Source organism: Pseudomonas fluorescens (genome assembly GCF_902498065.1).
GTDB classification, from domain to species: Bacteria; Pseudomonadota; Gammaproteobacteria; order Pseudomonadales; family Pseudomonadaceae; genus Aquipseudomonas; species Aquipseudomonas fluorescens_BJ.
The window spans coordinates 253,511-278,785 of sequence record NZ_CABVIR010000009.1; the positions used below are offsets into that span (position 1 = coordinate 253,511).

Annotated in this window: 25 protein-coding genes; 9 read left to right on the plus strand and 16 right to left on the minus strand. The window is 60.2% G+C overall.

Features of this window, described 5'->3' with window-relative positions:
* Nucleotides 1–59: 59 nt before the first annotated feature.
* Nucleotides 60–443 carry a hypothetical protein gene (locus F8N43_RS26415; RefSeq protein WP_150634121.1) on the minus strand — a complete coding sequence of 128 codons (384 nt, stop codon included), beginning with the start codon at nt 441–443 and terminating at the stop codon, nt 60–62.
* Between the two features lie 147 nt (nt 444–590).
* On the opposite strand from F8N43_RS26415, the gene F8N43_RS26420 reads away from it, so the two are divergent.
* Nucleotides 591–788, plus strand: a complete 198-nt coding sequence (locus F8N43_RS26420; RefSeq protein ID WP_150639587.1) for a cation transporter — start codon at nt 591–593, stop codon at nt 786–788.
* A gap of 237 nt (nt 789–1,025) precedes the next feature.
* Entirely contained in the window at nt 1,026–2,222 is a 1,197-nt protein-coding gene (locus tag F8N43_RS26425; RefSeq protein ID WP_150634119.1) for a multidrug effflux MFS transporter, read from the plus strand.
* Nucleotides 2,223–2,230: 8 nt separating this feature from the next.
* Here the strand turns inward: F8N43_RS26425 and F8N43_RS29370 are convergent, their stop codons facing one another.
* The 3 genes from F8N43_RS29370 to F8N43_RS26435 all read right to left on the minus strand — a co-directional run bounded on the left by F8N43_RS29370 (nt 2,231) and on the right by F8N43_RS26435 (nt 3,875).
* Nucleotides 2,231–2,401, minus strand: coding sequence for a hypothetical protein (locus F8N43_RS29370; protein ID WP_191623755.1), 171 nt, complete (start codon nt 2,399–2,401; stop codon nt 2,231–2,233).
* A 134-nt stretch (nt 2,402–2,535) separates the two neighbouring features.
* Nucleotides 2,536–3,549 carry a zinc-binding alcohol dehydrogenase family protein gene (locus tag F8N43_RS26430; RefSeq protein WP_150654578.1) on the minus strand — a complete coding sequence of 338 codons (1,014 nt, stop codon included), beginning with the start codon at nt 3,547–3,549 and terminating at the stop codon, nt 2,536–2,538.
* 32 nt (nt 3,550–3,581) lie between these two features.
* Entirely contained in the window at nt 3,582–3,875 is a 294-nt protein-coding gene (locus F8N43_RS26435; RefSeq protein ID WP_150634117.1) for a putative quinol monooxygenase, read from the minus strand.
* 118 nt (nt 3,876–3,993) lie between these two features.
* Here F8N43_RS26435 and F8N43_RS26440 point away from each other — a divergent pair, with 118 nt between their 5' ends.
* The 3 genes from F8N43_RS26440 to F8N43_RS26450 all read left to right on the plus strand — a co-directional run bounded on the left by F8N43_RS26440 (nt 3,994) and on the right by F8N43_RS26450 (nt 7,484).
* A complete protein-coding gene (locus F8N43_RS26440; RefSeq protein ID WP_150654579.1) occupies nt 3,994–4,923 on the plus strand; it encodes a LysR family transcriptional regulator in 930 nt (309 codons plus the stop codon).
* A gap of 316 nt (nt 4,924–5,239) precedes the next feature.
* A complete protein-coding gene (locus F8N43_RS26445) occupies nt 5,240–5,974 on the plus strand; it encodes an ArsR/SmtB family transcription factor (RefSeq protein ID WP_150640042.1) in 735 nt (244 codons plus the stop codon).
* Between the two features lie 127 nt (nt 5,975–6,101).
* Nucleotides 6,102–7,484: an MFS transporter gene (locus tag F8N43_RS26450; protein ID WP_150640041.1), complete on the plus strand. Its 1,383-nt coding sequence runs from the start codon at nt 6,102–6,104 to the stop codon at nt 7,482–7,484.
* Between the two features lie 118 nt (nt 7,485–7,602).
* Here F8N43_RS26450 and F8N43_RS26455 read toward each other — a convergent pair whose 3' ends face one another.
* The 3 genes from F8N43_RS26455 to F8N43_RS26465 all read right to left on the minus strand — a co-directional run bounded on the left by F8N43_RS26455 (nt 7,603) and on the right by F8N43_RS26465 (nt 10,841).
* Nucleotides 7,603–8,556, minus strand: a complete 954-nt coding sequence (locus F8N43_RS26455; protein WP_150634113.1) for an adenosine deaminase — start codon at nt 8,554–8,556, stop codon at nt 7,603–7,605.
* A gap of 78 nt (nt 8,557–8,634) precedes the next feature.
* Nucleotides 8,635–9,603, minus strand: coding sequence for a 2-oxoglutarate and iron-dependent oxygenase domain-containing protein (locus F8N43_RS26460; protein ID WP_150654580.1), 969 nt, complete (start codon nt 9,601–9,603; stop codon nt 8,635–8,637).
* 158 nt (nt 9,604–9,761) lie between these two features.
* Nucleotides 9,762–10,841, minus strand: coding sequence for a BMP family ABC transporter substrate-binding protein (locus F8N43_RS26465; protein WP_150634111.1), 1,080 nt, complete (start codon nt 10,839–10,841; stop codon nt 9,762–9,764).
* Nucleotides 10,842–11,147: 306 nt separating this feature from the next.
* On the opposite strand from F8N43_RS26465, the gene F8N43_RS26470 reads away from it, so the two are divergent.
* Complete coding sequence (locus tag F8N43_RS26470; RefSeq protein ID WP_150654581.1) at nt 11,148–12,236, plus strand: calcium:proton antiporter; 1,089 nt, start codon at nt 11,148–11,150, stop codon at nt 12,234–12,236.
* Between the two features lie 77 nt (nt 12,237–12,313).
* Here the strand turns inward: F8N43_RS26470 and F8N43_RS26475 are convergent, their stop codons facing one another.
* From F8N43_RS26475 to F8N43_RS26485, 3 genes are all read right to left on the minus strand, one after another.
* Entirely contained in the window at nt 12,314–13,672 is a 1,359-nt protein-coding gene (locus F8N43_RS26475; protein WP_150634109.1) for an 8-oxoguanine deaminase, read from the minus strand.
* Between the two features lie 196 nt (nt 13,673–13,868).
* Nucleotides 13,869–14,555: an SDR family oxidoreductase gene (locus F8N43_RS26480; RefSeq protein WP_150654582.1), complete on the minus strand. Its 687-nt coding sequence runs from the start codon at nt 14,553–14,555 to the stop codon at nt 13,869–13,871.
* Between the two features lie 25 nt (nt 14,556–14,580).
* Nucleotides 14,581–14,931, minus strand: a complete 351-nt coding sequence (locus F8N43_RS26485; protein WP_150634107.1) for a MerR family transcriptional regulator — start codon at nt 14,929–14,931, stop codon at nt 14,581–14,583.
* 82 nt (nt 14,932–15,013) lie between these two features.
* On the opposite strand from F8N43_RS26485, the gene F8N43_RS26490 reads away from it, so the two are divergent.
* On the plus strand, nt 15,014–15,448 hold the full coding sequence (locus F8N43_RS26490; protein ID WP_150640038.1) for a hypothetical protein: 435 nt from the start codon (nt 15,014–15,016) through the stop codon (nt 15,446–15,448).
* A gap of 43 nt (nt 15,449–15,491) precedes the next feature.
* Here F8N43_RS26490 and F8N43_RS26495 read toward each other — a convergent pair whose 3' ends face one another.
* The 6 genes from F8N43_RS26495 to F8N43_RS26520 form a co-directional block, all read right to left on the minus strand.
* Nucleotides 15,492–16,418 (minus strand): ABC transporter permease, encoded by a 927-nt coding sequence (locus tag F8N43_RS26495; RefSeq protein ID WP_150640037.1) that lies wholly within the window; start codon nt 16,416–16,418, stop codon nt 15,492–15,494.
* Nucleotides 16,418–17,524 carry an ABC transporter permease gene (locus F8N43_RS26500; RefSeq protein ID WP_150640036.1) on the minus strand — a complete coding sequence of 369 codons (1,107 nt, stop codon included), beginning with the start codon at nt 17,522–17,524 and terminating at the stop codon, nt 16,418–16,420. The genes F8N43_RS26495 and F8N43_RS26500 overlap by 1 nt, the downstream gene beginning before the upstream one ends.
* An 11-nt stretch (nt 17,525–17,535) precedes the next feature.
* Nucleotides 17,536–19,101: an ABC transporter ATP-binding protein gene (locus tag F8N43_RS26505; protein ID WP_150654583.1), complete on the minus strand. Its 1,566-nt coding sequence runs from the start codon at nt 19,099–19,101 to the stop codon at nt 17,536–17,538.
* 532 nt (nt 19,102–19,633) lie between these two features.
* Nucleotides 19,634–20,215, minus strand: a complete 582-nt coding sequence (locus tag F8N43_RS26510; protein ID WP_150654584.1) for an IMPACT family protein — start codon at nt 20,213–20,215, stop codon at nt 19,634–19,636.
* Between the two features lie 7 nt (nt 20,216–20,222).
* On the minus strand, nt 20,223–20,873 hold the full coding sequence (locus tag F8N43_RS26515; protein WP_150634101.1) for a TetR/AcrR family transcriptional regulator: 651 nt from the start codon (nt 20,871–20,873) through the stop codon (nt 20,223–20,225).
* 97 nt (nt 20,874–20,970) lie between these two features.
* Nucleotides 20,971–21,891, minus strand: coding sequence for a LysR family transcriptional regulator (locus tag F8N43_RS26520; RefSeq protein WP_150634100.1), 921 nt, complete (start codon nt 21,889–21,891; stop codon nt 20,971–20,973).
* A gap of 139 nt (nt 21,892–22,030) precedes the next feature.
* On the opposite strand from F8N43_RS26520, the gene F8N43_RS26525 reads away from it, so the two are divergent.
* On the plus strand, nt 22,031–23,380 hold the full coding sequence (locus tag F8N43_RS26525) for an aspartate aminotransferase family protein (protein ID WP_150634099.1): 1,350 nt from the start codon (nt 22,031–22,033) through the stop codon (nt 23,378–23,380).
* A 65-nt stretch (nt 23,381–23,445) separates the two neighbouring features.
* Nucleotides 23,446–24,939, plus strand: coding sequence for a CoA-acylating methylmalonate-semialdehyde dehydrogenase (locus F8N43_RS26530; RefSeq protein ID WP_150634098.1), 1,494 nt, complete (start codon nt 23,446–23,448; stop codon nt 24,937–24,939).
* Nucleotides 24,940–25,275 lie beyond the last annotated feature (336 nt).

Genomic DNA, 25,275 nt, shown 5'->3' on the forward strand with positions numbered 1-25,275 from the left:
ATCAACGCTGTGCTTTTATAGGAGCAGCCGGGCGGCGTTCCTGCAAAAGGACGGGGAGATCAGTAATCGAGGGCTGTCGGCTTCAGATACATCCCTTCCTGCGTCATCGCAATCCGGAACTTCAACACATCCCCGGCCTTGAGCGTGATGTTCTGCGAGCCCGGCGCCAGCAAGCCTGGGTTGCAGCCCGGCGCTTGACCCGGCAGCAGCTTCAGACGCAGGGAAACATTGCCCGGCGGCAGGTTGAACGAGGTGCTTTGTTCCTGAAACAACCGCGCCGACAGTTGATCCTGGAGGTACACGCCGATTTCGCAGTTGGTTGATACTTCCAGGCGCTCGCGGGAAATGATCAGCACACCGTAATCCTCCCCGGCAGCATTGACCGAGGGTACGGCGGCGAAAAGGCTGAGGAAGCCAAACAGGCTGAGAGCTGACCAGCGCATGGCTGAATCTCCTGAGATCGAGTCATTGATGCACGCAGCTTGGCCGAGCGCGGCGCCGATTGCCAGCCCGGCAGATCACTTCAGAACTTGACCTTGCCATGGTGGCAAGCTCAAGACTGCTCGCAACCTCACTAAAGGAGTCATTCCATGCAAGTGTTCAACGTTCAAGGCATGTCCTGCGGTCACTGCGTCAAAGCCATCACTCAAGCGCTGCAAGCCAAGGATCCTGCGGCCAGCGTGCGGATCGACCTGGCGGCAAAGGAAGTTGGCGTCGAAAGTACGTTGACCGTGGATCAGGTGATCGCCGCGATCAGCGAAGAAGGCTACGACGTGAAAGTCGCTTAAGGCCAAACGCAAAAACCTGTGGGAGCGAGCTTGCTCGCGATAGCGGTTTGACAGTCACCGAAATGTTGAATGTTGCATCGCTATCGCGAGCAAGCTCGCTCCCACAGTTTCTGAGTTTTAACTGACAGGTATCAGCTGTCCGTGGTTTTTTAATTGTTAGCGAGCTATCGGAATGTTCAAGGCGTCGACGCGCGGCTAAACTACGGGGCCGCCGACCTCAGTCCCACTGGATGCCCGATGAACTTCCGTACCATTTTGATACTTGGCGCCCTGAGCGCTTTTGGCCCGCTGGCGATTGATTTCTATCTGCCCGCGTTCCCGGCCATGGCGCTGGCATTCGGCACCGACGAACAACACGTTCAACTGACACTGGCGGCGTATTTCCTCGGTTTGTCCATCGGTCAGTTGATGTACGGCCCGGTGGCGGATCGTTTTGGCCGACGCATTCCGTTGCTGACGGGTGTCGGTCTGTTCACCGTTGCTTCCCTGGCGTGCGCCTATGCGCCGAATCTGGAATGGCTGCTCGGTGCGCGGTTCGTCCAGGCGCTGGGCGGTTGTGCGGGGATGGTGATTTCACGGGCGATCGTCAGTGACAAATGCGATGCGGTGGGTTCGGCGAAAGTCTTTTCACAGCTGATGCTGGTCATGGGCCTGGCGCCGATTCTCGCGCCGATGCTCGGCGGGTTGCTGGTCAATACCACGGGCTGGCAGTCGATCTTCCTCGTGCTGACCGGTTTCAGTGCAATGGCGGCAGTGGCCGTGGCGCTCGGCTTGCCGGAAAGCATGCCCGCGCATGTGCCACGCCAACCACTGTCGGGCGCGCTGCGGCAGTACGGTCGCCTGTTGTCGGATCCTGTATACCTCGGCCATGCCCTGACGGGTGGCATCGCCATCGCCGGCATGTTTGCCTACATCGCCGGCTCGCCGTTTGTCTTCATCAAACTCTACGGCGTGCCGGCCGAGCACTTCGGCTGGTTGTTCGGCACCAATGCGGCGGGGTTCATTCTGGTCGCGCAGGTCAACGCACGGCTACTGGCCAAGCGTGGCCCGGCATTCCTGCTGGCGCGCACCGTGTGGATCTACCTTGCAGCGGGTCTGGCGTTGTTTGCGGTCAGCTCGCTGCACACCGAGCAGTTGTGGCCGTTGCTGATTCCGCTGTTTATCTGCATCGCCAGCCTCGGTTGCATCCTGCCCAACGCCTCGGCTTGCGCCATGAACGGGCAGGGCGCGCGTGCCGGCAGTGCGTCGGCGATGCTCGGTTGCCTGCAATTCAGCGTCGCCGCCGGGGCCGCGTCGCTGGTGGGGATTTTGTACGACGGCAGCGCCATGCCGATGGCCATGGTCATCAGCCTGTGCGGAATTCTGGTGGTGAGCATAGCGATGCTCACCCGGCGTTTGCAAAATGCCCGGGCGTTGGCACAAGCCCAGGTGTGAGGAAGGTCTCAGCCGGCAGCGCGCTGCTGCTGGGCGGGAATCTGATGAGGGGCGAGCAATCGTGCTTCGAGGGTTCGAGTGAAAGCGCGCGCTTCGGCTTCGCTACGGAACGTCACCGCGTGTTGGTCCAGGCGGACCTGCCACTGGGATTTTGCCAATTCTTTTATCAGGATCTTCATTACTGACCTCCTCGGTTAAAAGATTGCATCGCAGAGTTCACGATTGTAGACCCGAATACGATCGAAATTATGACAAGGGTCAACCTTCTGACTGACGGTGTCGTCCATTCGGACGACACTTGTATCAATCTGTCTCAGAAGCCTTCGAGGACAATCTTGCCCTTGGACTTGCCGCTCTCCAGCAGCTCATGCGCACGCCGCAAATTTGCTGCGTTGATCGTTCCGAAGTGCTCGCCAACCGTGGTTTTCAACGTCCCGGCATCGATCAGCGCGGCCACGCGGTTGAGCAAGTTGTGTTGCTCGATCATGTCCGCGGTTTCGAACAGCGAGCGGGTATACATGAACTCCCAGTGCAGCGACAGGCTCTTGCGCTTGAGCTTGGTCACGTCCAGCGCCTTCGGGTCATCGATCAGCGCCAGTTTGCCCTGCGGCGCCAATGCTTCGACCAATTGATCCAGATGCTGATCGGTCTGGGTCAGGCTGGCGACGTGGGTCACCGAGTTCACGCCCTCGCGTTTGAGCGCTTCGCTCAGCGGTTGGCTGTGATCGATCACCAGATCAGCGCCCAGTTCACGCACCCAGCTCTGGGTTTGCGCACGGGACGCGGTGCCGATGACTTTCAGCCCGGTGAGCTGGCTGGCCAGTTGCGTAAGGATTGAACCGACACCGCCGGCCGCCCCGACGATCAGCAAACTCTGGCCTTCATCAGTATTGCCTTCGCGCACTTGCAGGCGTTCGAACAACAATTCCCAGGCGGTGATCGCCGTCAACGGCAGCGCGGCGGCTTCGGCGAAACCGAGGGTTTTCGGCATATGGCCGACGATCCGCTCGTCCACCACGTGCAACTCGCTATTGCCGCCGGCGCGGGCAATGGAGCCGGCGTAGAACACCTTGTCGCCAGCCTTGAACAATGTCACTTCACTGCCGACCGACTTGACCACACCGGCCACGTCCCAGCCCAGCACTTTGGCTGCGCCGCCTTCAGGCTGCACGTTCTGGCGGACTTTGGTGTCCACCGGGTTGACCGAGATGGCTTTGACTTCCACCAACAGATCGCGCGGTCCGGCGACCGGTTCTGGCAGTTCGATGTCTTGCAGGGCGTTGGCGTCGCTGATCGGCAACGAGGTGTAATAGGCAATGGCTTTCATCAGGGATTTCCGAACAGTAATAGAAGAAGGGGTCAAGCCACGGAGCGCAGGCGCTTGAGTTCGAAGTGCTCGAGAAAGTCGCCGGCCTTGGCACGAAAGTCTTGAATGTGCGCGCTCGCGTCATGGGCCTGCAGGGCTTCGTCGCTGCTCCACTGCTCGATCATGTAGAAGGCGAGTGGATTGGCCAGGTCCTGATGCAGGTCGTATTGGCCGCAACCGGCTTCGGCGCGGGTCGGCTCCAGCAGTGCGCGCAGGTGCTGTTCGAGGGCGTCCTGCTGACCGGTTTTGGCGATCAGGGTGGCAATGGCGGTAAATGGCTGGGACATGTTCGACTCCGATGACGGGCTGATTTCGATGGGGTGGATGATTGGCTATTTCTCTGCAAGATAAAACCCGCTAAAAGAGCAGTCTCTTTCAATGTTTTTTTGATAATCGAGGCTTGAGATGCTGCGTTTCGATGACTTGCAGTTGTTTGTCCGGGCCGCGGACCTCGGCAGTCTGTCGGCGGCGGCGCGGGGAATGGACATGTCGGCGGCGGTCGCCAGTGCGGCGTTGAAGCGCATCGAACAGCAACTCGGCGCGCGGTTGCTCGCCCGTTCTACCCGCAGCCTGCGCCTTACCGCCGAGGGCGAAGGGTTTCTCGAATACGCCCGGGCCGCCCTGAGCAACCTCGACGAGGGCCGCCGTTTGCTGGCCAGCGGTCAGGACCAGGTCAGTGGCGTGTTGCAGCTGTCGGCGCCATCGGATTTCGGTCGCAACCTGTTGCTGCCATGGCTGGACGAGTTCCAGCGTGAGCACCCGAAACTCACGGTGCGCCTGCTGCTGGGCGACCGCATCGCCGACCTGTTCCGCCAGCCGGTGGACATTGCCCTGCGCTACGGCGAGCCGGAAGACTCCAGCCTGGTGGCGCTGCCCATTGCCCCGCAAAACCGCCGCGTGCTGTGTGCCGCCCCGAGCTACTTGGCCCAACACGGCGAGCCGCGGCAACTGGAGCAACTGGCGCAGCACAACTGTTTGCTATTCATGCTCGGCAGCCGGGTTCACGACCACTGGAGTTTTCACGACGGCAAACGCGAGGTCAGTCTGACCGTCAGCGGTGACCGTTTCAGTGACGATGCCGATGTGGTGCGCCTATGGGCCGTGGCGGGCGCCGGAATCGCCTATAAATCCTGGCTGGATGTCGCCGCCGATGTGTTGGCCGGTCGCTTGAAAGTGCTGATGCCGGAGCTGCTCTGTGAGCGCGCACCGCTGAATTTGCTGTGCGCCCATCGCGCACAATTGAGTAAGCCGGTGAACCTTTTACGGGAAATGCTCGCCAGCCGATGCGCCGGTTTAAGTAGTCAATTTCCGATGTTGGCGGTGACTGATCATTAGTCGCAGGCAAATAGCGAAATTTCACTCAGGAACTATCACCATCAAGGGATTTCAGAGGGCAGGAACCGACGGTTAACGCGCTTATACTAGCGCTCGCCTCAGGTTCGCACGGTCGATCTCGCCAGGGTGAGCCCGCGTTTGAGTCGGCCTGGCCGGCGGTCGATCGCCGAGCCTTTGCACAATGCGCAAGGCAATGGCTTGTGTGAGTGGATGGCTTTGCCCGGTTTGTCGCGGTTTCCGCGTCTTGGCCGACGACACATTACTGGTCAAGATGTCTCTGAGCAGTAGACGAAACGATTCAACAGGGAGTGAATACATGGAACATGCACCTTGCATCAGCCAGATCGCCACGTTGCTGGCTGACCCAAAGCGCAGCGCAATGATGTGGGCCTTGATGGACGGCTCAGCGCGACAAACCGAAGAGCTGGCCTTGCTGGCCGGCCTGTCACCATCTTCGGCCAGTGCACACCTGGGGCGTTTGTCCGCCGGAGGTCTGTTGAAAGTCGAAACCCGGGGCCGCAAGCGGTTTTTCCGCTTGGCCGCGCCCGAGGTCGGCGCCGCGATAGAAGCACTGGCCAGTGCGACAATTGCCAGCGCACCCCGAGACATCCCGGACGTATTAAAACGCACCGCACCTCTCTCCAAACCTCAGGCGGCACCTTCATCGTTGTTGCGCGCGCGACTCTGCGACGATCATTTGGGGGGCACGTTGGCCGCCGATCTTTACCAGCGTTTGCTGGATACCGGCTGGATCGAACAGTTCGAGCAACGGGTGTCGATCACTCACAAGGGCGCCACTCAGTTGGCCAAACGCGGTGTGTTTGTCCAGGCGCTGGCGCACAGCACCCGCCGAGCCGCTTGCGCCTGTCCCGACTGGAGCGAAAGACGTCCGCACATGGGCGGTTCGCTGGGCGCGGCGTTGCTGCAATTGTTCATGCAATCCGGCTGGCTGAGCTTGCCGAACGATTCGCGAGCCTTGCACGTGACGGCGACGGGGCAGCGTGAAATCCATCGGTTCGCCAAGGAGACCGAGCTGGAAATGGCGTTGTAGACGCCTCGGGAGCGACGTCTGGAATCTCGGGCGTCGTTCAGAGCTGTGGCCATGTCGCATCCAGCAATAACCCTCAGCGGCTATCGCGCACACTCGATCCAGGGACTTTCGGATTGGGGGATGTGGCATGGAAACACGCGGCTTCAGCGCGGCAGAACGTTTGGAACGGCTGCCTGTCAGTGGTTATCACCGGATCATTTTCATCATCATTGCCCTGGCGTTTTTCTTCGACTCCATGGACCTGGCGATGATGACCTTCCTGCTCGGCTCGATCAAAACCGAGTTCGGCCTCAGCACGGCGCAGGCGGGGTTGCTGGCCAGTTCGAGTTTCTTCGGCATGGTGCTGGGCGCGTCGCTGTCCGGCATGCTCGCCGACCGTTTCGGTCGCAAACCGGTGTTCCAGTGGAGCATCGTGTTGTGGGGCATCGCCAGTTATCTGTGCTCCACGGCACAGAACGTCGAAACACTGACCTTGTTCCGCATCCTCCTGGGGATCGGCATGGGTATGGAGTTTCCCATCGCGCAATCGATGCTGTCCGAGCTGATACCCGCCAAACGACGCGGGCGTTACATCGCGTTGATGGACGGTTTCTGGCCGCTCGGGTTCGTCGCGGCCGGGGTACTGTCGTACTTCCTGTTGCCGGTGATCGGCTGGCGGGACATCTTCCTGGTCCTGGCAGTGCCGGCGGTGTTCGTCCTGGCGATTCGCTTTTTCATTCCCGAGTCACCGCGCTGGCTGGAACAGGCCGGGCGGCATGAGGCGGCAGACAAGGTGTTGCTGGGCATCGAAGAGCGGGTCCGGTCCTCGCTGGGTCAATCGGATTTGCCTGAGCCTGTGCGCCTGCCGCATGTGACGAGTACGCCGGGCACTTTCTTTTCGGCTTTGCAGCAGATCTGGTCGCCGCTGTATCGCCAGCGCACGATGATGATCTGGAGCGTCTGGTTCTTTGCCTTGCTGGGTTTCTACGGCCTGACGTCGTGGCTCAGCGCGCTGTTGCAACAGTCGGGTTTTGCCGTGACGCAATCGGTGTATTACACGGTGCTGATTTCCCTCGGCGGGATCCCCGGTTTCCTTATGGCGGCGTGGCTGGTGGAGCGTTGGGGGCGTAAACCGGTATGCGTGGTGACGCTGCTGGGCGGCGGGGTGATGGCGTTTCTTTACGGTCAGAGCGCCGTGTTTGGCGGCAATGTCGGCTTGCTGATTACCTCGGGGCTATTGATGCAGTTCTTCCTGTTCGGCATGTGGGCGGTGCTCTACACCTACACGCCGGAGTTGTACCCGACGTCGGCGCGGGCCACGGGTTCGGGGTTCGCCTCGGCGATTGGACGTGTGGGTTCGTTGCTCGGGCCGTTGGTGACCGGGCTGGTGTTCCCGATGACCGGGCAGGGCGGCGTGTTCGCGCTGGGGGCGATGTGCTTTGCGATTGCGGCGGGGGTGGTGTGGGTGTTCGGGATGGAGACGCGGGGCAAGACACTGGAGGAGTTGACTGAATCTTCTGTCATCGGCTGAACGCATAACCTGTGGGAGCGGGCTTGCCCGCGATCGCGGTGTATCAGGGGCCAACGATCTTGACTGGCACTCCGTCATCGCGGGCAAACCCGCTCCCACAGGGGTTATGCGGTGAGGCTTACGGTTTTACCAGCCGCGCATCCAGGCTGTTCTGCGCCAGACGCTTCGCCTGATCCTGGGTCATGCCCAGATCGGTGTACAGCGCATGGAAGTTCTCGGTCACATACCCGCCGAAGTACGCCGGGTCATCCGAGTTCACGGTGACTTTCACGCCGCGTTCAAGCATGTCGAGAATGTTGTGCTGGGACATGTGATCGAACACGCAGAGCTTGGTGTTCGACAACGGGCACACGGTCAACGGGATCTGCTCGTCGATGATCCGCTGCATCAGGCGCTCGTCTTCGATGGCGCGCACGCCATGGTCGATGCGCTGGATTTTCAGCAGGTCGAGGGCCTCCCAGATGTACTCGGGCGGGCCTTCTTCACCGGCGTGGGCGACGGTCAGGAAGCCTTCGTGACGGGCGCGATCAAACACACGCTGGAACTTGCTCGGCGGGTGACCCATTTCCGAACTGTCCAGGCCGACGGCCACAAACGCATCACGGAACGGCAGCGCCTGGTCGAGGGTTTTCTCGGCTTCTTCTTCGCTCAAGTGGCGCAGGAAACTCAGGATCAAACCGCTGGTGATGCCCAATTGCTGCTCGCCATCCTTCAGCGCCGCGGCGATGCCGTTGAGCACCACTTCGAACGGGATGCCACGGTCGGTATGGGTTTGCGGGTCGAAGAACGGTTCGGTGTGAATCACGTTCTGCGCCTTGCAACGCAACAGGTAGGCCCAGGTCAGGTCGTAGAAATCCTGCGAAGTGCGCAGCACATCGGCGCCCTGGTAATACAGGTCGAGAAACTCTTGCAGGTTGTTGAAGGCGTACGCCTTGCGCAGGGTTTCGACATCGCTCCACGGCAGGGCGATCTTGTTGCGTTCGGCCAGGGCGAACAGCAACTCGGGCTCCAGTGAACCCTCCAGGTGCAAGTGCAGTTCTGCCTTGGGCAGGGCGTTCAGCCAATCGTACATTGTCGACATCTCATCAGGTGCAATGCCGGCATTCTACAGATGCTGACTGCAATAATTGGTAAAACCTGACCAAGCGGTTCATCCCCCGGCGTCGTGTTCCCGCCGGTAAGCGTAGGTATCGGCGAAGCGCGAGAGCAGGAATTCGGCGCAGGTGGTGGCCGGGTATTTCGCCGGGTGCGACTCATCCTGGCAACCGGGCAGGCATTCGATGCGCGTGTCGGGATGCGGCTCGGCGAAGAACGGCATTGAGTAACGGTCCACCCCTAACGGGCTGATCACCCGGTGCGGGGTCGACAGATAACGGTCGTTGCTCCAGCGCGCCATCATGTCGCCGAGGTTGACCACGAACGTGCCCTCGATGGGCGGTGCGTCGATCCAGTCGCCTTTGACATTGCGCACTTGCAGGCCACCGGCCGCGTCTTGGTACAGCAGGGTGATGCAGCCGTAATCTGTGTGGGCACCGGCACCTTGCTGATCTGCCGAGCTGGCGTTGTGACGTGGCGGGTAGTGGATCATCCGCAGCACGCTGACCGGCTCATGGAAACGCCTATCAAAGAAGTCGCGATCGATGTTCAGCGCCATCGTCATTGCGCGCAACAGGGTTTGGGCGAGTGCCTGCATGTCGACGTAGTGCTGCTCCATCAGTGCTTGCCAACCGGGTATCGAGGGATGACGGTTGGGGCCGCGCAGCGGTTTTTCCGCGAGGACTTCCGGGTGATCGGCCGGCAAGTGCAGACCCATGTCGAAGGTTTCTTTGAGGTCGCTGGGTTTGCTCGGGTCGAGTTGTTCGGTGGCGATGGCGCCGTAGCCGCGATGGTGACGGGTCTGGGTGATGTCGATGGTGAGTTTTTCGGCAGCAGGCAGGGCGAAGAAACGGGTGGCGTGATTGAGCACGGCGTCGATGCGTGCGGCGCTGATCGGGTGGCCCTTGATGTAGAAAAAGCCCCACTCGCGGCAGGCGCGGTCGATGTGCGTGGCGACGGTTTGCCAGGCGGTTTGGTCATCGCTGTAGAGCGGGCCGATGTCGATGATGGGAAGGCTGTTCATGCGATTGTCCTTAGGAGTACGCAGATCTGGAATACACCGGAGCACCTGTGGGAGCGGGCTTGCCCGCGATAGCGGACTGACAGTCAACGATGATGTTGAATGTGCTGGCCTCATCGCGGGCAAGCCCGCTCCCACAGGGTTTTTTGGTGGGCTCGGAATTACTTCGGAATGTCGGCCTTCATACCTTCAACGTAGTAATTCATCGAGGCCAGTTCCGCGTTGCTCGCCGTCGCGCCCGCCGCAATTTTCTCGACGCCGGCCTGATCCTTGATCGGCCCGGTAAACGGATGCAGCGCACCGCTCTTGATGTCCGCGATGATCTGTTCGGCCTCGGCTTTCACCGGCGCCGGTACCAGATCGCTGATCGGCAGTTCAACCGTGCCTTCCTTCAAACCGCCCCAGTAGTCCTGCGATTTCCACGCATGGTCGATTACGCTTTGGGTCGCCTGAATATAGTGCGGTGCCCAATCGTTGACGATCGAGGTCAACACCGCTTTCGGCCCGAAGTGTGCCATGTCCGAAGCGTAGCCCACGGCATACACGCCGCGACGTTCGGCAGCCTGAATCGGCGCCGGGCTGTCGGTGTGCTGGAACACCACGTCCACGCCTTGATCGATCAGTGCGTTGGCGGCGTCGGCTTCCTTGCCCGGATCGAACCAGGAATTGACCCACACCACTTTGATCTCAGTGCCGGGGTTGTATTTGTTCAGGGCCAGTTGAATGGCGTTGATGTCGCGGATCACTTCCGGGATCGGGAACGAGGCGACATAACCGATCTTTTTGGTCTTGGTCATTTTTGCTGCGAGGAAGCCACCGACGTAGCGACCTTCATAGGTGCGCGCAAGGTAGGTGCCAAGGTTCTTGTCCTGTTTGTAGCCGGTGGCGTGTTCAAAGGTCACTTTGGGAAACTGCTTCGCGACTTTCAGGGTCGGGTTCATATAGCCGAAGGACGTGGTGAAAATCAGGTCGTAGTTGTCCTTGGCCATGTTGCGGATCACCCGTTCGGCGTCGGCACCTTCGGCAACGTTTTCCACGTAGTGGGTGGTGATCTGTGGGCCGAGTTTTTCCGCCAGCGCCTTGCGCCCCTGTTCATGCTGATAGGTCCAGCCGTGGTCGCCAATCGGGCCAATGTAGACGAAGCCGACTTTCAGCGGGTCGGCGGCGCTGGCGGTCAGGCTGACGCTCAGACCGAGGGTTGCGGCGACGGCGCACAGCAGCTTAAACGGACGTTTATGCATGAATTCCCACTCCATTTTGTTTTGAGGTTGGAGGGGGTAATGCAAATTGCTGACCAACAGGACAACAAAATGTGAGGTTTGAGGTTTTGTGGGGATTGGGAGGGCGCCATCGCCGGCAAGCCGGCTCCTACAGGGACGCGGTGATCGGCTTTTGCAGGAACCCGTTTGCTGGCGATGACGCACGGCGGTGCGCCGCTGAATCTTCCTGCTTGCCCGTGGTGCGCTAAGGTGTAACGAAACGTTAGCGCCGCCCCGCAGTCAGTAGCTCATCGCACTGATTTCGCTCCACTCGGCAAAAGGCCCGCAATGCTCACACTCCTCAGGCAAGAAAAATTTCTGCTGCTGGCCCTGATCGCCGCGTTCATCGCCTATCCGCTGGAGCCATGGATGCTGCACAGCGGCCAGCCCATTGCGTTGACCGCCGGCCTGGCCTTGATCGGGTTCATCGTCGCCGCGTCCATGCGCGTCGCCCATCACGCCGAACTGCTGGCGGAAAAGGTCGGCGACCCTTACGGCACGATGATCCTGACCCTGGCAGCGGTGCTGGTCGAAGTGGTGATCCTGGCGATCATGATGAGCAACGAAGCATCACCGACGCTGGTGCGCGACACGATCTATTCGGCGGTGATGCTCGACATCAATGGCATCCTTGGCCTCGCCGCGTTGATGGGTGGAATCAAGCACGGCGAGCAGTCTTACAACGATGACTCGGCGCGCAGCTACAGCGTGATGATCCTCACCGCCATGGGCGTTTCCATGGTGGTTCCGGAGTTCATTCCCGAGGCGAACTGGAAGGTGTATTCGGCGTTCACCATTGGCGCGATGGTCGTGCTCTACACCCTGTTCCTGCGCATGCAGGTCGGGCCGCACAGCTATTTTTTCAGCTACAGCTACCCGGAAAAACGCCGCAGGAAAGTCTCGGAGGAAGAGCCGGAACCGGTCAATCTTGCCTTGAGTATCGGCACGTTGGTGTTTGGCGTGGTGGTGATCGGCGCCTTGGCCGAGGTGATGTCGAAAACCCTCGACCTGGGGCTGGAAGGGACGGGGGCACCGCCGGTGATCACGGCGATTCTGGTGGCAGGGATTTCCGCTGCCCCAGAGATTCTGACCGCGTTGCGCGCCGCGTTGGCCAACCGCATGCAATCGGTGGTCAACATCGCCATGGGGGCATCGTTGTCGACGGTGATCCTCACGGTGCCGGTGATGGAAGCGATGGCGCTCTACACCGGCCAGCCGTTTCAGATGGCGATGACGCCGGTGCAGACGGTGATGATTTTCCTCACCCTGATCGTCAGCGCGATCAATCTCAACGATGGCGAAACCAATGCCATCGAAGGCATGACCCATTTTGTGTTGTTTGCGACGTTCATCATGTTGTCGCTGCTGGGCCTTTAAATGCATCGCAGGCAAGCCCGCTCCCACAAGGTCAACGAAGAACCTGGGGGAGCGGGCTTGCCCGCGATTGCGTCTGATCAGACGCCGCTGATCAACTGTCGGGCCGCCTGGCTGTGATCGGCGATCAGGCCTTTGATATCCAAACCTTCAACCTGACCATCAATCACTCGCCACTTGCCCCCCACCATGACCCGATCCGCCCGATCCGCACCACACAACAACAACGCTGAAACCGGATCATGGCTACCGGAAAAACGCAGCTCATCCAGCTTGAACAACGCCAGATCCGCCTGCTTGCCCACCGCCAGTTCACCGATGTCGGCACGCCCGAGCAAACTCGCCGAGCCCTTGGTCGCCCACCCCAACACCAATTCCGGGGTGATCTTCTCGGCGCCATAACGCAGTCGCTGGATGTAAAGCGCCTGGCGGGTTTCGAGCATCATGTTTGACGCATCGTTGGACGCCGAGCCATCCACGCCCAAGCCCAGCAACGCGCCGGCGGCGGTCAGCTCCAGGGTCGGGCAGATGCCGGACGCGAGGCGCATGTTCGAGCTCGGGCAATGGCAAATGCCGGTGCCGGCCGCGCCGAGGCGGGCGATTTCATCCGGGTTGAAGTGGATGCCGTGGGCCAGCCAGGTGCGCGGGCCGAGCCAGCCGACGCTGTCCAGATAATCGACGGTGCGCAGGCCGAAGCGTTGCAGGCAGAAGTCTTCTTCGTCGAGGGTCTCCGCCAGGTGTGTGTGCAAGCGTACGTCGAGACTGTTCGCCAGTTCAGCGCTGGCGGACATGATTTGCGGGGTCACCGAAAACGGTGAGCACGGCGCGAGGGCGATCTGGATTTGCGCGCCATCGCCACGCTCGTGGTACTCGGCGATCAGACGCTGACTGTCCTCGAGGATCACTTCGCCTTCCTGCACGGTCTGCTGCGGCGGCAGGCCGCCGTCCTTTTCGCCGAGGCTCATGGAACCACGGGTCAGCATGGCGCGCATGCCCAGGTCGCGGACGCTTTCGACTTGTACGTCGATCGCATTTTCCAGGCCTTTCGGGAACAGATAATGGTGATCGGCGGCGGTGGTGCAGCCGGACAGCAGGAGCTCGGCCAGCGCGACTTTTGTGGCAAGGGCGAGCTTTTCAGGGGTGAGGCGTGCCCAGACCGGGTACAGGGTTTTCAGCCACGGGAACAACGGCTGATTGACCACCGGCGCCCAGGCGCGGGTCAGGGTTTGATAGAAGTGGTGATGCGTGTTGATCAGCCCCGGCAGGATCACATGTTCACGAGCATCGAACACGTGTCCACAGGGCGCGGACGGTTGCTGGCCGGCAGCGAGGACTTCGACGATCAAGCCGTCTTGCAGCACCAGGCCGCCACGGGCATCGAGGCCATTGGCAGTGAAGATCGCGAGGGGGTTTTTTAACCAGGTACGGGTCGCAGGCATGTTGGCCGGCTCCTCTGAAAGTGGGGTTCAGGTTAGCCAGCTCAGTGATTACCCTGTCTGCTGATCCAGGGTCGCCGCGAGGGACGAGGTGCGGAGTTTCAAACAAAACCGGGTTGCGGGCAAGCCCAACCCGACAGGACGGTCAATAACCCGTAGGAGCCGGCTTGCTGCGGGCGGCTCCTCCAGATGGGATGTCTTACCAGGGAATGGTTTCGCCCTTGTAATTGACGAAGTGATGCCCGCCCTTGCCGGTGTAAGCATTCACCTGATCCACCAAACCACGCGTGCTGGTTTCCACATCCAGGTCGGCACCTTCACCGCCCATGTCGGTCTTCACCCAGCCCGGATGCAGCGACAACACGGTCAGTTTCTGATCGCCCAATTGCGTCACAAAACTGTTGGTCATCGAGTTCAACGCAGCCTTGCTCGCCTTGTACAACGCCAGTTCCGGCGCGTCCGGCATGGTCACGCTGCCGAGCACCGAACTCATGAACGCCAGCACCCCGCTGTCCGGACGAATCTGCCCGACAAAACGCTGTGCCAGGTTGATCGGCGCCACCGCATTGGTGAAGAACAACTGACCGACTTCCGCCAGCGTTGCGCCGCCCGGTGTCTGCACGTCAGGTCCTTTGACCCCGGCATTCACGAACAGCAGATCAAACACTTCGCCCTTGAGCTGCTGACTCAAGGCAATGACGGCCTGCTGATCATCCATGTCGAGTTTTTCGATCCGCACCTTGCCCAGTGCCCGCAAGGCGTCGGCGTTCTGCGGATTGCGCACGGTGGCGGTGACTTGCCAGCCGTCGGCCAGCAGGGTTTTCACCAGCCCGAGGCCCAAGCCCCGGGAGGCGCCGATGATGAGTGCGGTTTTTGCCGTAGACATGAGTGGCTTCCTTGGTAAGTGAGGATCACGGATTCAATGGACAACGTTGCCCGAGACGTTGTTGCAACTCGCTGCGCAATGCGCCGAGTTCGTCCATGCGGGTTTCGATCAGTTTGAGTTTGTCTTGCAGTAATTGCGTGACGGCGCTGTCCGGATCGGGCGACTTCCACAACGCGGCGACGCTGTTGCCGATCTCGCCGAGGGTAAAGCCCAGCCGTTGAGCGGTCTTGATGTAGAGCACCAGTTGCACCATGTCATCTGGATACTCGCGGTACCCGTTGGCGCTGCGTTGGGCCGCGATCAATCCGCGCTGCTCGTAGAAGCGCAGTGTGTCGCGGCTGACGGCGCTGGCCCGGGCTAGTTCACCGATGCGCATTCTGAGGTCTCGAGAGGGCTTGACCCTGGAGCATACTCCAGGCTTTAGCCTTGTTGCTCCCTGATTTTTTGGAGCAAGACAGATGTGGACTTCAGCGCAATATCGACGTTTGGTGCGCGGCAGCGCCTGGTATGACTTGATCGTGACGGCCGCGTTTGCCACGCCATGGAGTTTTGTGGCGTTGCATGGGGTACTGACGAGTGTCAGCCAGGCCTTGGATTTGCCCGGTGAACTGCCGGCGTTTGAGCCGATGCACATGCTGATGGCGAACCTGTTGGGATCGATTGTCTGTGTGTGGTCGGTGCTGCGGATTCGGGATCCGCAGCAGGTTTATGGACGGTATGACGCAGTCGGCAGATTTCTGTTTTCGGCTTGGCAGCTCTATGCCTTGCTCCATGGCGCCAGTTCGCTGTTGGTGCTTTTCCTGGTCTTTGAATTGGCGTGGGGCGTTGCTCAGGTGTTGCCTGTTCGGGCCTCATCGCGAGCAGGCTCGCTGCTACAGGGGAGTGCGGTCTAATGTGGGACCGAGCCTGCTCGGGATGAGGCCGGGCCGGTCAACCCTAATGCCCGCCCTGCCACGGCTGCCCCAACGACACCGGCGCATACAACCGTGTGCGCACGGCGTCCCGCGACAACAGCACCAGCACCACAATCGTCGCGACATACGGCAGCATCGCCAGCAGACTCGACGGAATCGTCAGCCCCAAACCCTGTGCCACCAGGTGCAGGATGCTGGCGAGCCCGAACAGGTACGCCCCCAGAAGCAACCGCCACACCCGCCAACTGGCAAACACCACCAGCGCCAGGGCAATCCAGCCGCGACCGGCGCTCATGTTTTCCGCCCACATCGGCGTGTAGGCCAGCGACAGGTACGCCCCGGCCAATCCCGCCATCGCACCACCGAACAGCACCGCCAGCGTGCGCACGCCCAGCACTGGCAAGCCCATCGCGCTGGCGGCATCCGGGTTTTCGCCGACGGCCTGAATGATCAGCCCGACACGACTTTTCACAATCACCCACGCCACCAACGCAAACAACGCGAACGACAGGTACACCAGCAGATCCTGCGCAAACAGCATCCGCCCGATCAGCGGGATCTCGCTCAACCAGGGGATCGCTACCGGTTCAAAACCTGCCAGCGGTTTACCGACCCACGTCGCGCCGACAAACGTCGACAGGCCCACCCCGAAGATCGTCAGCGCCAACCCGGTGGCCACCTGATTGGCGTTGAACACCAGCGCCACCAACGCAAACAACGACGACAGCAACATCCCGGCGAGCATCGCCAGCAACACGCCAAGCCACAGGTTGCCGCTGTTCAGCGCGACGATAAAACCGATCACCGCGCCAAACAGCATCATGCCTTCCTGGCCGAGGTTGAGGACGCCGCTCTTCTCACAGATCAGTTCACCCAGCGCCACCAACAGCAACGGCGTGCCGCAGCGCACCATGGCGTAGAAAATATTGCTCAGCAGATCGATATCCATCACAGCGCTCCTGCATGAATGGCGGTGGCGGGCGAACGGCGCGCCCAGCGCAGATTCAGACGCGGTCGATAGAGAATCAGCACGTCACTGGCCAACAGGAAAAACAGCATCATGCCCTGGAACAATTGGGTGATCGCTTGCGGCAGATTCATGCTCATCTGCGCGCTCTCGCCACCGATGTACAGCAGTGCCATCAACAGGCTGGAAAATAGAATCCCGATGGGGTTGAGTCGCCCTAGAAACGCCACGGTGATCGCGGCATAGCCGTACCCCGGCGAGACTTGCGGCACCAGTTGGCCAATCGGCCCGGTGACTTCACACACGCCGGCCAGCCCCGCCAATCCACCGCTGATCAACAGCGCCAGCCAGATCAGGCGCTTCTCGCGAAACCCGACAAAACCCGCCGCACGCTTGTCCAGCCCGAGCACTTTGATCTGGAACCCGACAAAGCTTTTCTGCAATAACACCCACACCGTCACCAACGCGAGCAAGGCAAAATAGACCCCCGCGTGAACCCGCCCGTCCTCCATCAACAGCGGCAATCGGCTGGCATCGCCAAACATCGCCGACTCCGGAAAGTTGAACCCGGCCGGATCCTTCAGTGGCCCGTGCACGCAGAACAGCAACAGGTTCAGGGCGATGTAATTGAGCATGATGCTGGTCAGGATTTCATTGGCATTGAAGCGCGTGCGCAACCACGCCGTCAGCCCGGCCCAGGCCGCGCCGGCCAGCGTGCCGACGAGCAGCACAAACACCAACGCCCAGCGGCTTTGCAGGCCAATAAGGTTGACCGCCAACGCACTGCCGGCCAGCGCGCCGAGCAGCAATTGACCTTCGGCGCCGATGTTCCAGATCCGCGCCTGATAAGCCACGGCCAGACCCAAGGCGCAGAGCAGAATCGGCAGCGCCTTGACCAACAATTCGGAGACACCATACACGTCGCTGACCGGTGCGATCAGCAGCGTGTGCAACGTCAGTAAAGGGTCATGGCCCAGCGCGATAAACAGCAGCGAGCCACAGCCTAAAGTCAGGACCGCCGCCAGTAACGGCGAGCACCACAGCATCAGGCGCGATTGCTGGCCGCGGGGTTCGAGAGAAAGCAGCATGTGAAACTCCGTTAAACCGGTGCGTGTGCAAGTGATTGAGAGGCGTCGAACTGGCCGGCCATCCAGGCGCCGACGTCGATCAGGCGGGTGTCGACAGTTGCCTTGAGTGGCGACAAGCGTCCGCTGCACAAGGCGCCGAGCCGGTCGCTGATCTGGAACAGTTCGTCGAGGTCTTCGGAGATCACCAGGATCGCCGCGCCGGCATCGCGCAAGGCAATCAGCGCGCGGTGAATGGTCGCGGCGGCGCCGACGTCCACGCCCCAGGTCGGGTGCGCGGCCACCAGCAGTTTCGGTTGCTGAAGCATTTCCCGACCGAGGATGAATTTCTGCAAGTTGCCACCGGACAGACTGCGGGCCGGCGTTTGCGCATCGGGCGTCTTGACGCCAAAGCGGCGGATGATTTCCTCGGCCAGCGCATTGACCTTGGTCCGCTGGATCAACCCGTTGCGCACCAGGCCCTGTTGAAAGGCAGTGAGCAGGGCGTTGTCGGCCAGGCTCAACTCCGGCACCGCGCCGTGACCCAAACGTTCGGCGGGGACGAATGCCAGGCCGAGCGTGCGGCGAGCGTCTGGCGGCAAATGAGCCACCGCTTGCCCGCCAAAACGCAGGGTTTCACCGTCGTTGCGGTGCAGGCGTTGTTCGCCGCTGAGCAGCGCCAGCAATTCATCCTGGCCATTGCCTGCCACCCCGGCGATGCCGACGATTTCGCCGCTGCGCACTTGCAGGTCGATGTTCTTCAGCGAGCAACCAAACGGATCCGGGTTGTGCCACGACAATCCGCTTACGTTCAAAAAAGCATCACCGCCCACAACCTTCGGGTAATCAGTGATCAGTTCGGCCGCTTCCCCGACCATCAACTTTGCCAGCTGCTGATCCGAGCACTCCGCCGGCACGCAATGCCCCGCCACACGACCGCCGCGCAGCACCGTCGCGCTGTGGCACAACGCCCGCACTTCACCGAGCTTGTGGCTGATAAACAGAATGCTGCAGCCCCCGGCTGCGAGCCGGCGCAGGGTGACGAACAATTCGTCGGCCTCTTGCGGGGTCAGCACCGAGGTCGGTTCATCGAGAATCAGCAGGCGGATGTCCTGCATCAGGCACCGAATGATTTCCACCCGCTGCCGTTCGCCAATCGACAGGCTGTGGACAAGTCGCTCCGGTTCCAGTGCCATGCCGTAGCGCCGGGACACTTCACGGATTTTTGGCTCAAGTTGTTTCGGTGTGCCGGCCGCCGCGCCCATCGCCAGCGCAATGTTCTGCGCCACGCTGAGGGTTTCGAACAACGAGAAGTGCTGGAACACCATGCCGATCCCTAAATCGCGAGCCTGAGCCGGGTTGCGCATGGTCACGCGCTGGCCTTGCCAGATCATCTCGCCGGAATCGGCACGGGTGACGCCGTAGATAATTTTCATCAGCGTACTTTTGCCTGCGCCGTTTTCGCCGAGCAGCGCGTGGATTTCGCCAGGCGCAATACTCAGGTCGATGGCGTCGTTGGCCAGGCAACCCGGGTAGCGTTTGCTGATTTTGCGCAGTTGCAGGCGCGGCGTTTGGTCGGGGATCGGCACGGGGTTGGGCATGACAGGCTCGGATCGATGGACGTTGTGCCTGTGGATAAAGCAATTTCCTGGCCATTGAGTCAGGAAAAATGAAAAAACGTGTCGGCAGAGGCGTCGGGAGCGCTGCTTCGCCATCTTGCGATCTCTAACCAGGCACCACATGAGGGCGAAGCCGTTGTTCAGGCTCCGGTTTTGCGCATGCGAGTTTGGTTAAAAAACGAGCAATTGAATGAAAGCCATGCCGGATATGGGGCCGCGCCAGCCATGAACGGGTTATCCACAGATTGCTCCACAGTATTTGTGCGCAAGCGTAAAGCTCGGGCATAAGCAATGACCGGCTTTCTTCTAAAGGTGCTAAACCATGCTAACTGATTGTTTTTACGTGGATTTAGTTTGTTTAATGGCGAATTGGACGAAAAATAAGCAATGCCCGCAAAGCCGCATGACAGAAGGGTTACAGCGGTATGTGCTCAGGTTATCCACAGCCGGGTGCACAGTAGATGTGGGCAAATACATGGGATCGATGGAAGGGCGTTGAGCGTTGTTGGTGCGCTCAGCGCTGCAACAGAATGCGTCCGCGACTCAAATCAGCGAGCTGCGTTTGCAGGGTGTCGATCTGCGCTTCGCCCATCGCCAGTTTCAGCTCCACGCCATTGGCGGTAAATGTTTCTTCTACAATCAGTCCGCCCAGTTCGGCCACTCGCAGCTTCAGCAGCGTCAGTTCGCCAAACCCACAGGCGCAACTCAGTGGCACACGGCTGATCAGCTCGACTTTCGGTGCCGCTTGCAGGCACTTGTTCGCACCGCCGCCATACGCTCGGGCGAGGCCGCCGGTGCCGAGTTGAATGCCGCCATACCAACGGATCACCAGCACCGCGACCTGGTCGCAATCCTGTGCGTCGATCGCCGCCAGAATCGGTCGCCCGGCGGTGCCCCCAGGCTCCCCGTCATCGGTGCTGCGGTATTGGGCACCGAGTTTCCACGCCCAACAATTGTGCGTGGCGTTCAGGTCGCTGTGCTGCTCGATGAATGCCTGGGCTTCATCAGGGCTGCTGATCGGTGCGGCCAAAGTGATAAAGCGGCTTTTGCGAATTTCTTCGCGGTATTCGCAAAAGCCGCTGAGGGTAAATGGCATAAGAGTCTTAAATGGTTGGAGTCAGGCCGCAGCCTTTGAGAATGATGCGGATCAGGTTGTCGCCGGCGTCTTCCATGTCTTGCTTGGTCAATTTGGTGCGGCCGCTGACCCGGCAAATCTGCGTGGCAAAGTCCGCGTAATGCTGGGTGCTGCCCCACAACAGAAAGATCAGATTGACCGGGTCGACCGGGTCCATTTTGCCAGCGTCGATCCACGCTTGAAACACAGCCGCCCGGCCCTGGAACCAGGCGCGATAGTCCTGGTTGAAATATTCGGTCAGGCACTCACCGCCGCTGATCACTTCCATGGCGAAGACTCGCGAGGCTTGCGGCTGGCGGCGGGAGAATTCCATTTTGGCGCGAATGTACCGCGTCAGCGCTTCGGCCGGATCATCCTCGGCGGTGAGGGTGTTGAAGGTGCTGTCCCACAACTGCAGGATGTTGCTCAACACCGCCACATACAACCCGAGCTTGTTGGTGAAGTAGTAATGCAGGTTCGCCTTGGGCAACCCGGCATTCAGGGCGATGGTGTTCATGCTGGTGCCTTTGAATCCGTGACGGGCGAACTCGTCTTCGGCGGCTTTGATGATGGTCTCTTCGTTCTTCTGACGAATGCGGCTGGCAGGTTTGCCGCCGTGAGCGGGGACTTCAAAGGTCATAGGCACTTCCAAACAGGTGGGTGGGTGCAACCAATGCGTTGATAGCGCACCCATGGGGATCCGACAAGTCCTGATGCAATAAAAGCGCCGCGACTTTTTAGCGTGTGGCGGCCAGGCTCTCCAAAAAACTTTCCAGTACCAAATGCGGGCGACGTCCCTTGCGTGTAACCGATGCGAGGCTCAGGTCATAGAAGCGTGCGTTGGGTTTCAGTGCGCGCAAACGACCCTGTTGAACCCAGAGGCTCGCGTAGTGATCCGGCAGGTAACCGATGTAGCGCCCGGTCAGGATCAGAAACGCCATGCCTTCGCGGTCCGATGCACTGGCGGTGCAATTGAGTGCCTGATAATGCGCCTGAATCTCGGCTGGCAAGCGGAAGGTCGGGGCGATGGCGTCCTGACTGTTGAGGCGCTCGTCGTCCAGTTGTTTGTCGTCGACGTAGAACAAGGGATGCCCGACCGCGCAATACAACAGCGAACGTTCGCTGTAGAGCGGTTGATATTCCAACCCCGATAGCGCACTTGCCTGCGGCACCACGCCGACATGCAGACGGCCGTCGAGTACGCCTTGCTCGACTTCATTTGGCGCGATCATGCGGATCTGAATCTGCACATCCGGTCCGCGCTCCTTCAATTGCGCCAGCGCATGAGTGATACGCATGTGGGGCAGGGTGACGAGGTTGTCGGTCAGGCCAATGGTCAACTCGCCGCGCAAGTGTTGATGCAGACCGTTGACCTCGGTGCGGAAACTTTCCAGCGCACTCAATAGCTGCAATGCCGATTGATACACCTCGCGGCCTTCTTCGGTCAGGGAAAACCCGGCGCGACCGCGCTGGCACAGACGCAGGCCGAGGCGCTGTTCCAGGTCGCTCATTTGCTGACTGATCGCCGAGCGGCCAATCCCGAGCACCGATTCCGCCGCAGAGAAACCGCCGCATTCCACCACGCTGCGAAAAATCCGTAGCAGGCGGATATCAAAGTCGCTGACTTGTGCCAGCGGATCGGGGCGACGAGTGCTCATGCTCTAATTACTCAAAGTTTAGTGGCGGTCTGACTGAACATTAGAAAAGTTGGATTTCACAGACTTTATCCCCGTGGCAATTTAGCTGCAAGAACGCTTTTCATCTCCACGCCGCTTATTGCCTTGCGAGGTTTTGCCCATGAACTTGCCTGAAAACGCCCCGACTTCCCTGGCCAGCCAGCTCAAGCTCGATGCTCACTGGATGCCCTACACCGCCAACCGGAATTTCCAGCGCGATCCGCGACTGATCGTGGCGGCTGAAGGCAGTTGGCTGACGGACGACAAGGGCCGCAAGGTCTACGATTCGCTGTCCGGTCTGTGGACCTGTGGCGCCGGGCACACCCGCAAGGAAATCCAGGAAGCGGTAGCCAAGCAATTGGGCACCCTCGATTACTCGCCGGGCTTCCAGTACGGTCATCCGTTGTCGTTCCAGCTGGCCGAGAAAATCACTGACCTGACGCCGGGCAATCTGAATCACGTGTTCTTCACTGATTCGGGTTCCGAGTGTGCGGATACCGCGGTGAAGATGGTTCGCGCTTACTGGCGCCTGAAAGGCCAGGCAACCAAAACCAAAATGATCGGCCGTGCCCGTGGTTACCACGGCGTGAACATCGCCGGCACCAGCCTCGGCGGCGTCAACGGCAACCGCAAAATGTTCGGTCAGGCGATGATGGACGTGGATCACCTGCCGCACACCTTGCTGGCGAGCAATGCTTACTCGCGCGGTATGCCGAAAGAGGGCGGTATCGCGCTGGCCGATGAGCTGCTCAAGTTGATCGAACTGCATGACGCGTCGAACATCGCCGCCGTATTCGTCGAGCCAATGGCCGGTTCCGCTGGCGTGCTGGTTCCGCCTGAGGGCTACCTCAAGCGTCTGCGCGAAATCTGCGATCAGCACAACATCCTGCTGGTGTTCGACGAAGTGATCACCGGTTTCGGCCGTACCGGCTCGATGTTCGGCGCAGACAGCTTCGGCGTGACCCCTGACCTGATGTGCATCGCCAAGCAAGTCACCAACGGCGCGATCCCGATGGGCGCGGTGATTGCCAGCTCCGAGATCTACCAGACCTTCATGAACCAGGCGACGCCCGAGTACGCCGTGGAATTCCCGCACGGTTACACCTACTCCGCGCACCCGGTCGCTTGCGCTGCAGGCCTGGCCGCCCTCGACCTGCTGCAAAAGGAAAACCTGGTGCAGAGCGTGGCCGAGGTCGCACCGCATTTCGAAAATGCGCTGCACGGCCTGAAGGGCTCGAAAAACATCATCGACATTCGTAACTACGGTCTGGCCGGTGCGATTCAGATCGCGCCTCGTGACGGCGACGCCATTGTGCGTCCGTTCGAAGCGGGCATGGCCTTGTGGAAAGCCGGGTTCTACGTGCGCTTCGGCGGCGACACCCTGCAGTTCGGCCCAACCTTCAACAGCAAGCCGCAAGACCTTGATCGTCTGTTCGACGCGGTCGGCGAAGTGCTGAACAAAATCGACTGATTTTTCCCTTCTATATAGAGGCGCTCTTTGACGGGCGCCTGCGGACAACTTTTCAGGAGCCCTGCATGAGCCTTATCCCGCATTTGATCAACGGCGAACTGGTGACCGAAGACGGTCGCACCGCCGACGTGTTCAACCCGTCTACCGGCCAGGCGATCCACAAGCTGCCATTGGCCAGCCGCGAAACCATCCAGAAAGCCATCGACTCGGCCAAGGCTGCATTCCCGGCCTGGCGCAATACTCCGCCGGCCAAACGTGCGCAGGTGATGTTCCGCTTCAAGCAACTGCTGGAACAGAACGAAGCACGTATCGCCCAACTGATCAGCGAAGAGCACGGCAAGACCCTGGAAGATGCTGCCGGTGAACTGAAGCGCGGTATCGAGAACGTCGAGTTCGCGTGTGCGGCGCCGGAAATTCTCAAGGGTGAATACAGCCGTAACGTTGGCCCGAACATTGATGCCTGGTCAGACTTCCAGCCGTTGGGCGTAGTTGCCGGTATTACTCCGTTCAACTTTCCGGCGATGGTGCCGCTGTGGATGTATCCACTGGCGATCGTCTGCGGTAACTGCTTCATCCTCAAACCCTCCGAGCGTGATCCAAGTTCGACGCTGTTGATCGCTCAGTTGTTGCTGGAAGCCGGTCTGCCGAAAGGCGTGTTGAGCGTTGTGCATGGTGACAAGGCTGCCGTAGATGCGCTGATCGAAGCGCCGGAAGTCAAAGCGTTGAGCTTTGTCGGTTCGACGCCGATTGCCGAATACATCTACGCCGAAGGCACCAAGCGCGGCAAACGCGTTCAGGCACTGGGCGGCGCGAAGAACCACGCGGTGCTGATGCCGGATGCAGACCTGGATAACGCCGTCAGCGCACTGATGGGCGCGGCTTACGGTTCTTGCGGTGAGCGTTGCATGGCGATCTCTGTGGCCGTGTGTGTCGGTGATCAAGTGGCCGATGCGTTGGTGGCCAAACTGACGCCGCAGATCAAGGCATTGAAAATTGGCGCAGGTACCACTTGTGGCTTGGACATGGGGCCATTGGTCACCGGTCAGGCTCGAGACAAAGTCAGTGGCTATGTAGAAGACGGCGTTGCGTCGGGTGCAACCTTGGTGGTGGATGGTCGTGGTCTGAGCGTCGCCGGTCATGAGGAAGGGTTCTTCCTGGGTGGTTGCCTGTTCGATAACGTCACCCCGCAAATGCGCATCTATAAAGAAGAGATCTTTGGGCCGGTGCTGTGTGTCGTCCGGGTCAACAGTCTTGAAGAGGCGATGCAGCTGATCAACGATCACGAGTATGGCAACGGCACCTGCATCTTTACCCGTGATGGCGAAGCGGCGCGGTTGTTCTGCGATGAGATCGAAGTCGGCATGGTCGGCGTCAACGTGCCGTTGCCGGTGCCGGTGGCTTACCACAGCTTTGGTGGCTGGAAGCGTTCACTGTTCGGTGACCTGCATGCGTATGGCCCGGATGGCGTGCGCTTCTATACCCGTCGCAAGGCCATTACCCAGCGCTGGCCGCAGCGGGCGAGCCATGAAGCGTCGCAATTTGCGTTCCCTAGCTTGTAAGTAGAAGGGAAGAAGGCCGAGCCCCTTGGGCTCGGCCTTCGTGTTTCTGGGCTTTTTTGACCTATATGACAGAAATGTGAAATTAGGTGTTGACGGCAGATTCTGGAAGTCTATAATTCGCCCCACTTCCGGCGCAGTCGAAACGGAAAACTCCTTGGTAAACAAAGAGTTACGCAGTTTTCGACAGCGAGTTGCTTCAGATCATCGAAGCCCAGAAGGAGTTGGTTGAGCAGTGTGTTGTCGCTCAATTGACGGTTCGATCTTCTCGGTCGAAAGCGGAGAAAAAGAGGTGTTGACAGCAGCGAGTAACGCTGTAGAATTCGCCTCCCGCTAACG

Bases quoted from the DNA above. Each gene is read 5' to 3' on its own strand.
- F8N43_RS26460 (WP_150654580.1), bottom strand. From the start codon at position 9,603: ATGAACAGCCTTCCCATCATCGACATCGGCCCGCTCTACAGCGATGAC.
- F8N43_RS26465 (WP_150634111.1), bottom strand. From the start codon at position 10,841: ATGCATAAACGTCCGTTTAAGCTGCTGTGCGCCGTCGCCGCAACCCTC.
- F8N43_RS26450 (WP_150640041.1), top strand. From the start codon at position 6,102: ATGGAAACACGCGGCTTCAGCGCGGCAGAACGTTTGGAACGGCTGCCT.
- F8N43_RS26425 (WP_150634119.1), top strand. From the start codon at position 1,026: ATGAACTTCCGTACCATTTTGATACTTGGCGCCCTGAGCGCTTTTGGC.
- F8N43_RS26485 (WP_150634107.1), bottom strand. From the start codon at position 14,931: ATGCGCATCGGTGAACTAGCCCGGGCCAGCGCCGTCAGCCGCGACACA.
- F8N43_RS26440 (WP_150654579.1), top strand. From the start codon at position 3,994: ATGCTGCGTTTCGATGACTTGCAGTTGTTTGTCCGGGCCGCGGACCTC.
- F8N43_RS26510 (WP_150654584.1), bottom strand. From the start codon at position 20,215: ATGCCATTTACCCTCAGCGGCTTTTGCGAATACCGCGAAGAAATTCGC.
- F8N43_RS26445 (WP_150640042.1), top strand. From the start codon at position 5,240: ATGGAACATGCACCTTGCATCAGCCAGATCGCCACGTTGCTGGCTGAC.
- F8N43_RS26490 (WP_150640038.1), top strand. From the start codon at position 15,014: ATGTGGACTTCAGCGCAATATCGACGTTTGGTGCGCGGCAGCGCCTGG.
- F8N43_RS26435 (WP_150634117.1), bottom strand. From the start codon at position 3,875: ATGTCCCAGCCATTTACCGCCATTGCCACCCTGATCGCCAAAACCGGT.
- F8N43_RS26430 (WP_150654578.1), bottom strand. From the start codon at position 3,549: ATGAAAGCCATTGCCTATTACACCTCGTTGCCGATCAGCGACGCCAAC.
- F8N43_RS26500 (WP_150640036.1), bottom strand. From the start codon at position 17,524: ATGCTGCTTTCTCTCGAACCCCGCGGCCAGCAATCGCGCCTGATGCTG.
- F8N43_RS26530 (WP_150634098.1), top strand. From the start codon at position 23,446: ATGAGCCTTATCCCGCATTTGATCAACGGCGAACTGGTGACCGAAGAC.
- F8N43_RS26470 (WP_150654581.1), top strand. From the start codon at position 11,148: ATGCTCACACTCCTCAGGCAAGAAAAATTTCTGCTGCTGGCCCTGATC.
- F8N43_RS26520 (WP_150634100.1), bottom strand. From the start codon at position 21,891: ATGAGCACTCGTCGCCCCGATCCGCTGGCACAAGTCAGCGACTTTGAT.
- F8N43_RS26505 (WP_150654583.1), bottom strand. From the start codon at position 19,101: ATGCCCAACCCCGTGCCGATCCCCGACCAAACGCCGCGCCTGCAACTG.
- F8N43_RS26455 (WP_150634113.1), bottom strand. From the start codon at position 8,556: ATGTACGATTGGCTGAACGCCCTGCCCAAGGCAGAACTGCACTTGCAC.
- F8N43_RS26475 (WP_150634109.1), bottom strand. From the start codon at position 13,672: ATGCCTGCGACCCGTACCTGGTTAAAAAACCCCCTCGCGATCTTCACT.
- F8N43_RS26525 (WP_150634099.1), top strand. From the start codon at position 22,031: ATGAACTTGCCTGAAAACGCCCCGACTTCCCTGGCCAGCCAGCTCAAG.
- F8N43_RS26420 (WP_150639587.1), top strand. From the start codon at position 591: ATGCAAGTGTTCAACGTTCAAGGCATGTCCTGCGGTCACTGCGTCAAA.
- F8N43_RS26415 (WP_150634121.1), bottom strand. From the start codon at position 443: ATGCGCTGGTCAGCTCTCAGCCTGTTTGGCTTCCTCAGCCTTTTCGCC.
- F8N43_RS26515 (WP_150634101.1), bottom strand. From the start codon at position 20,873: ATGACCTTTGAAGTCCCCGCTCACGGCGGCAAACCTGCCAGCCGCATT.
- F8N43_RS26495 (WP_150640037.1), bottom strand. From the start codon at position 16,418: ATGGATATCGATCTGCTGAGCAATATTTTCTACGCCATGGTGCGCTGC.
- F8N43_RS26480 (WP_150654582.1), bottom strand. From the start codon at position 14,555: ATGTCTACGGCAAAAACCGCACTCATCATCGGCGCCTCCCGGGGCTTG.
- F8N43_RS29370 (WP_191623755.1), bottom strand. From the start codon at position 2,401: ATGAAGATCCTGATAAAAGAATTGGCAAAATCCCAGTGGCAGGTCCGC.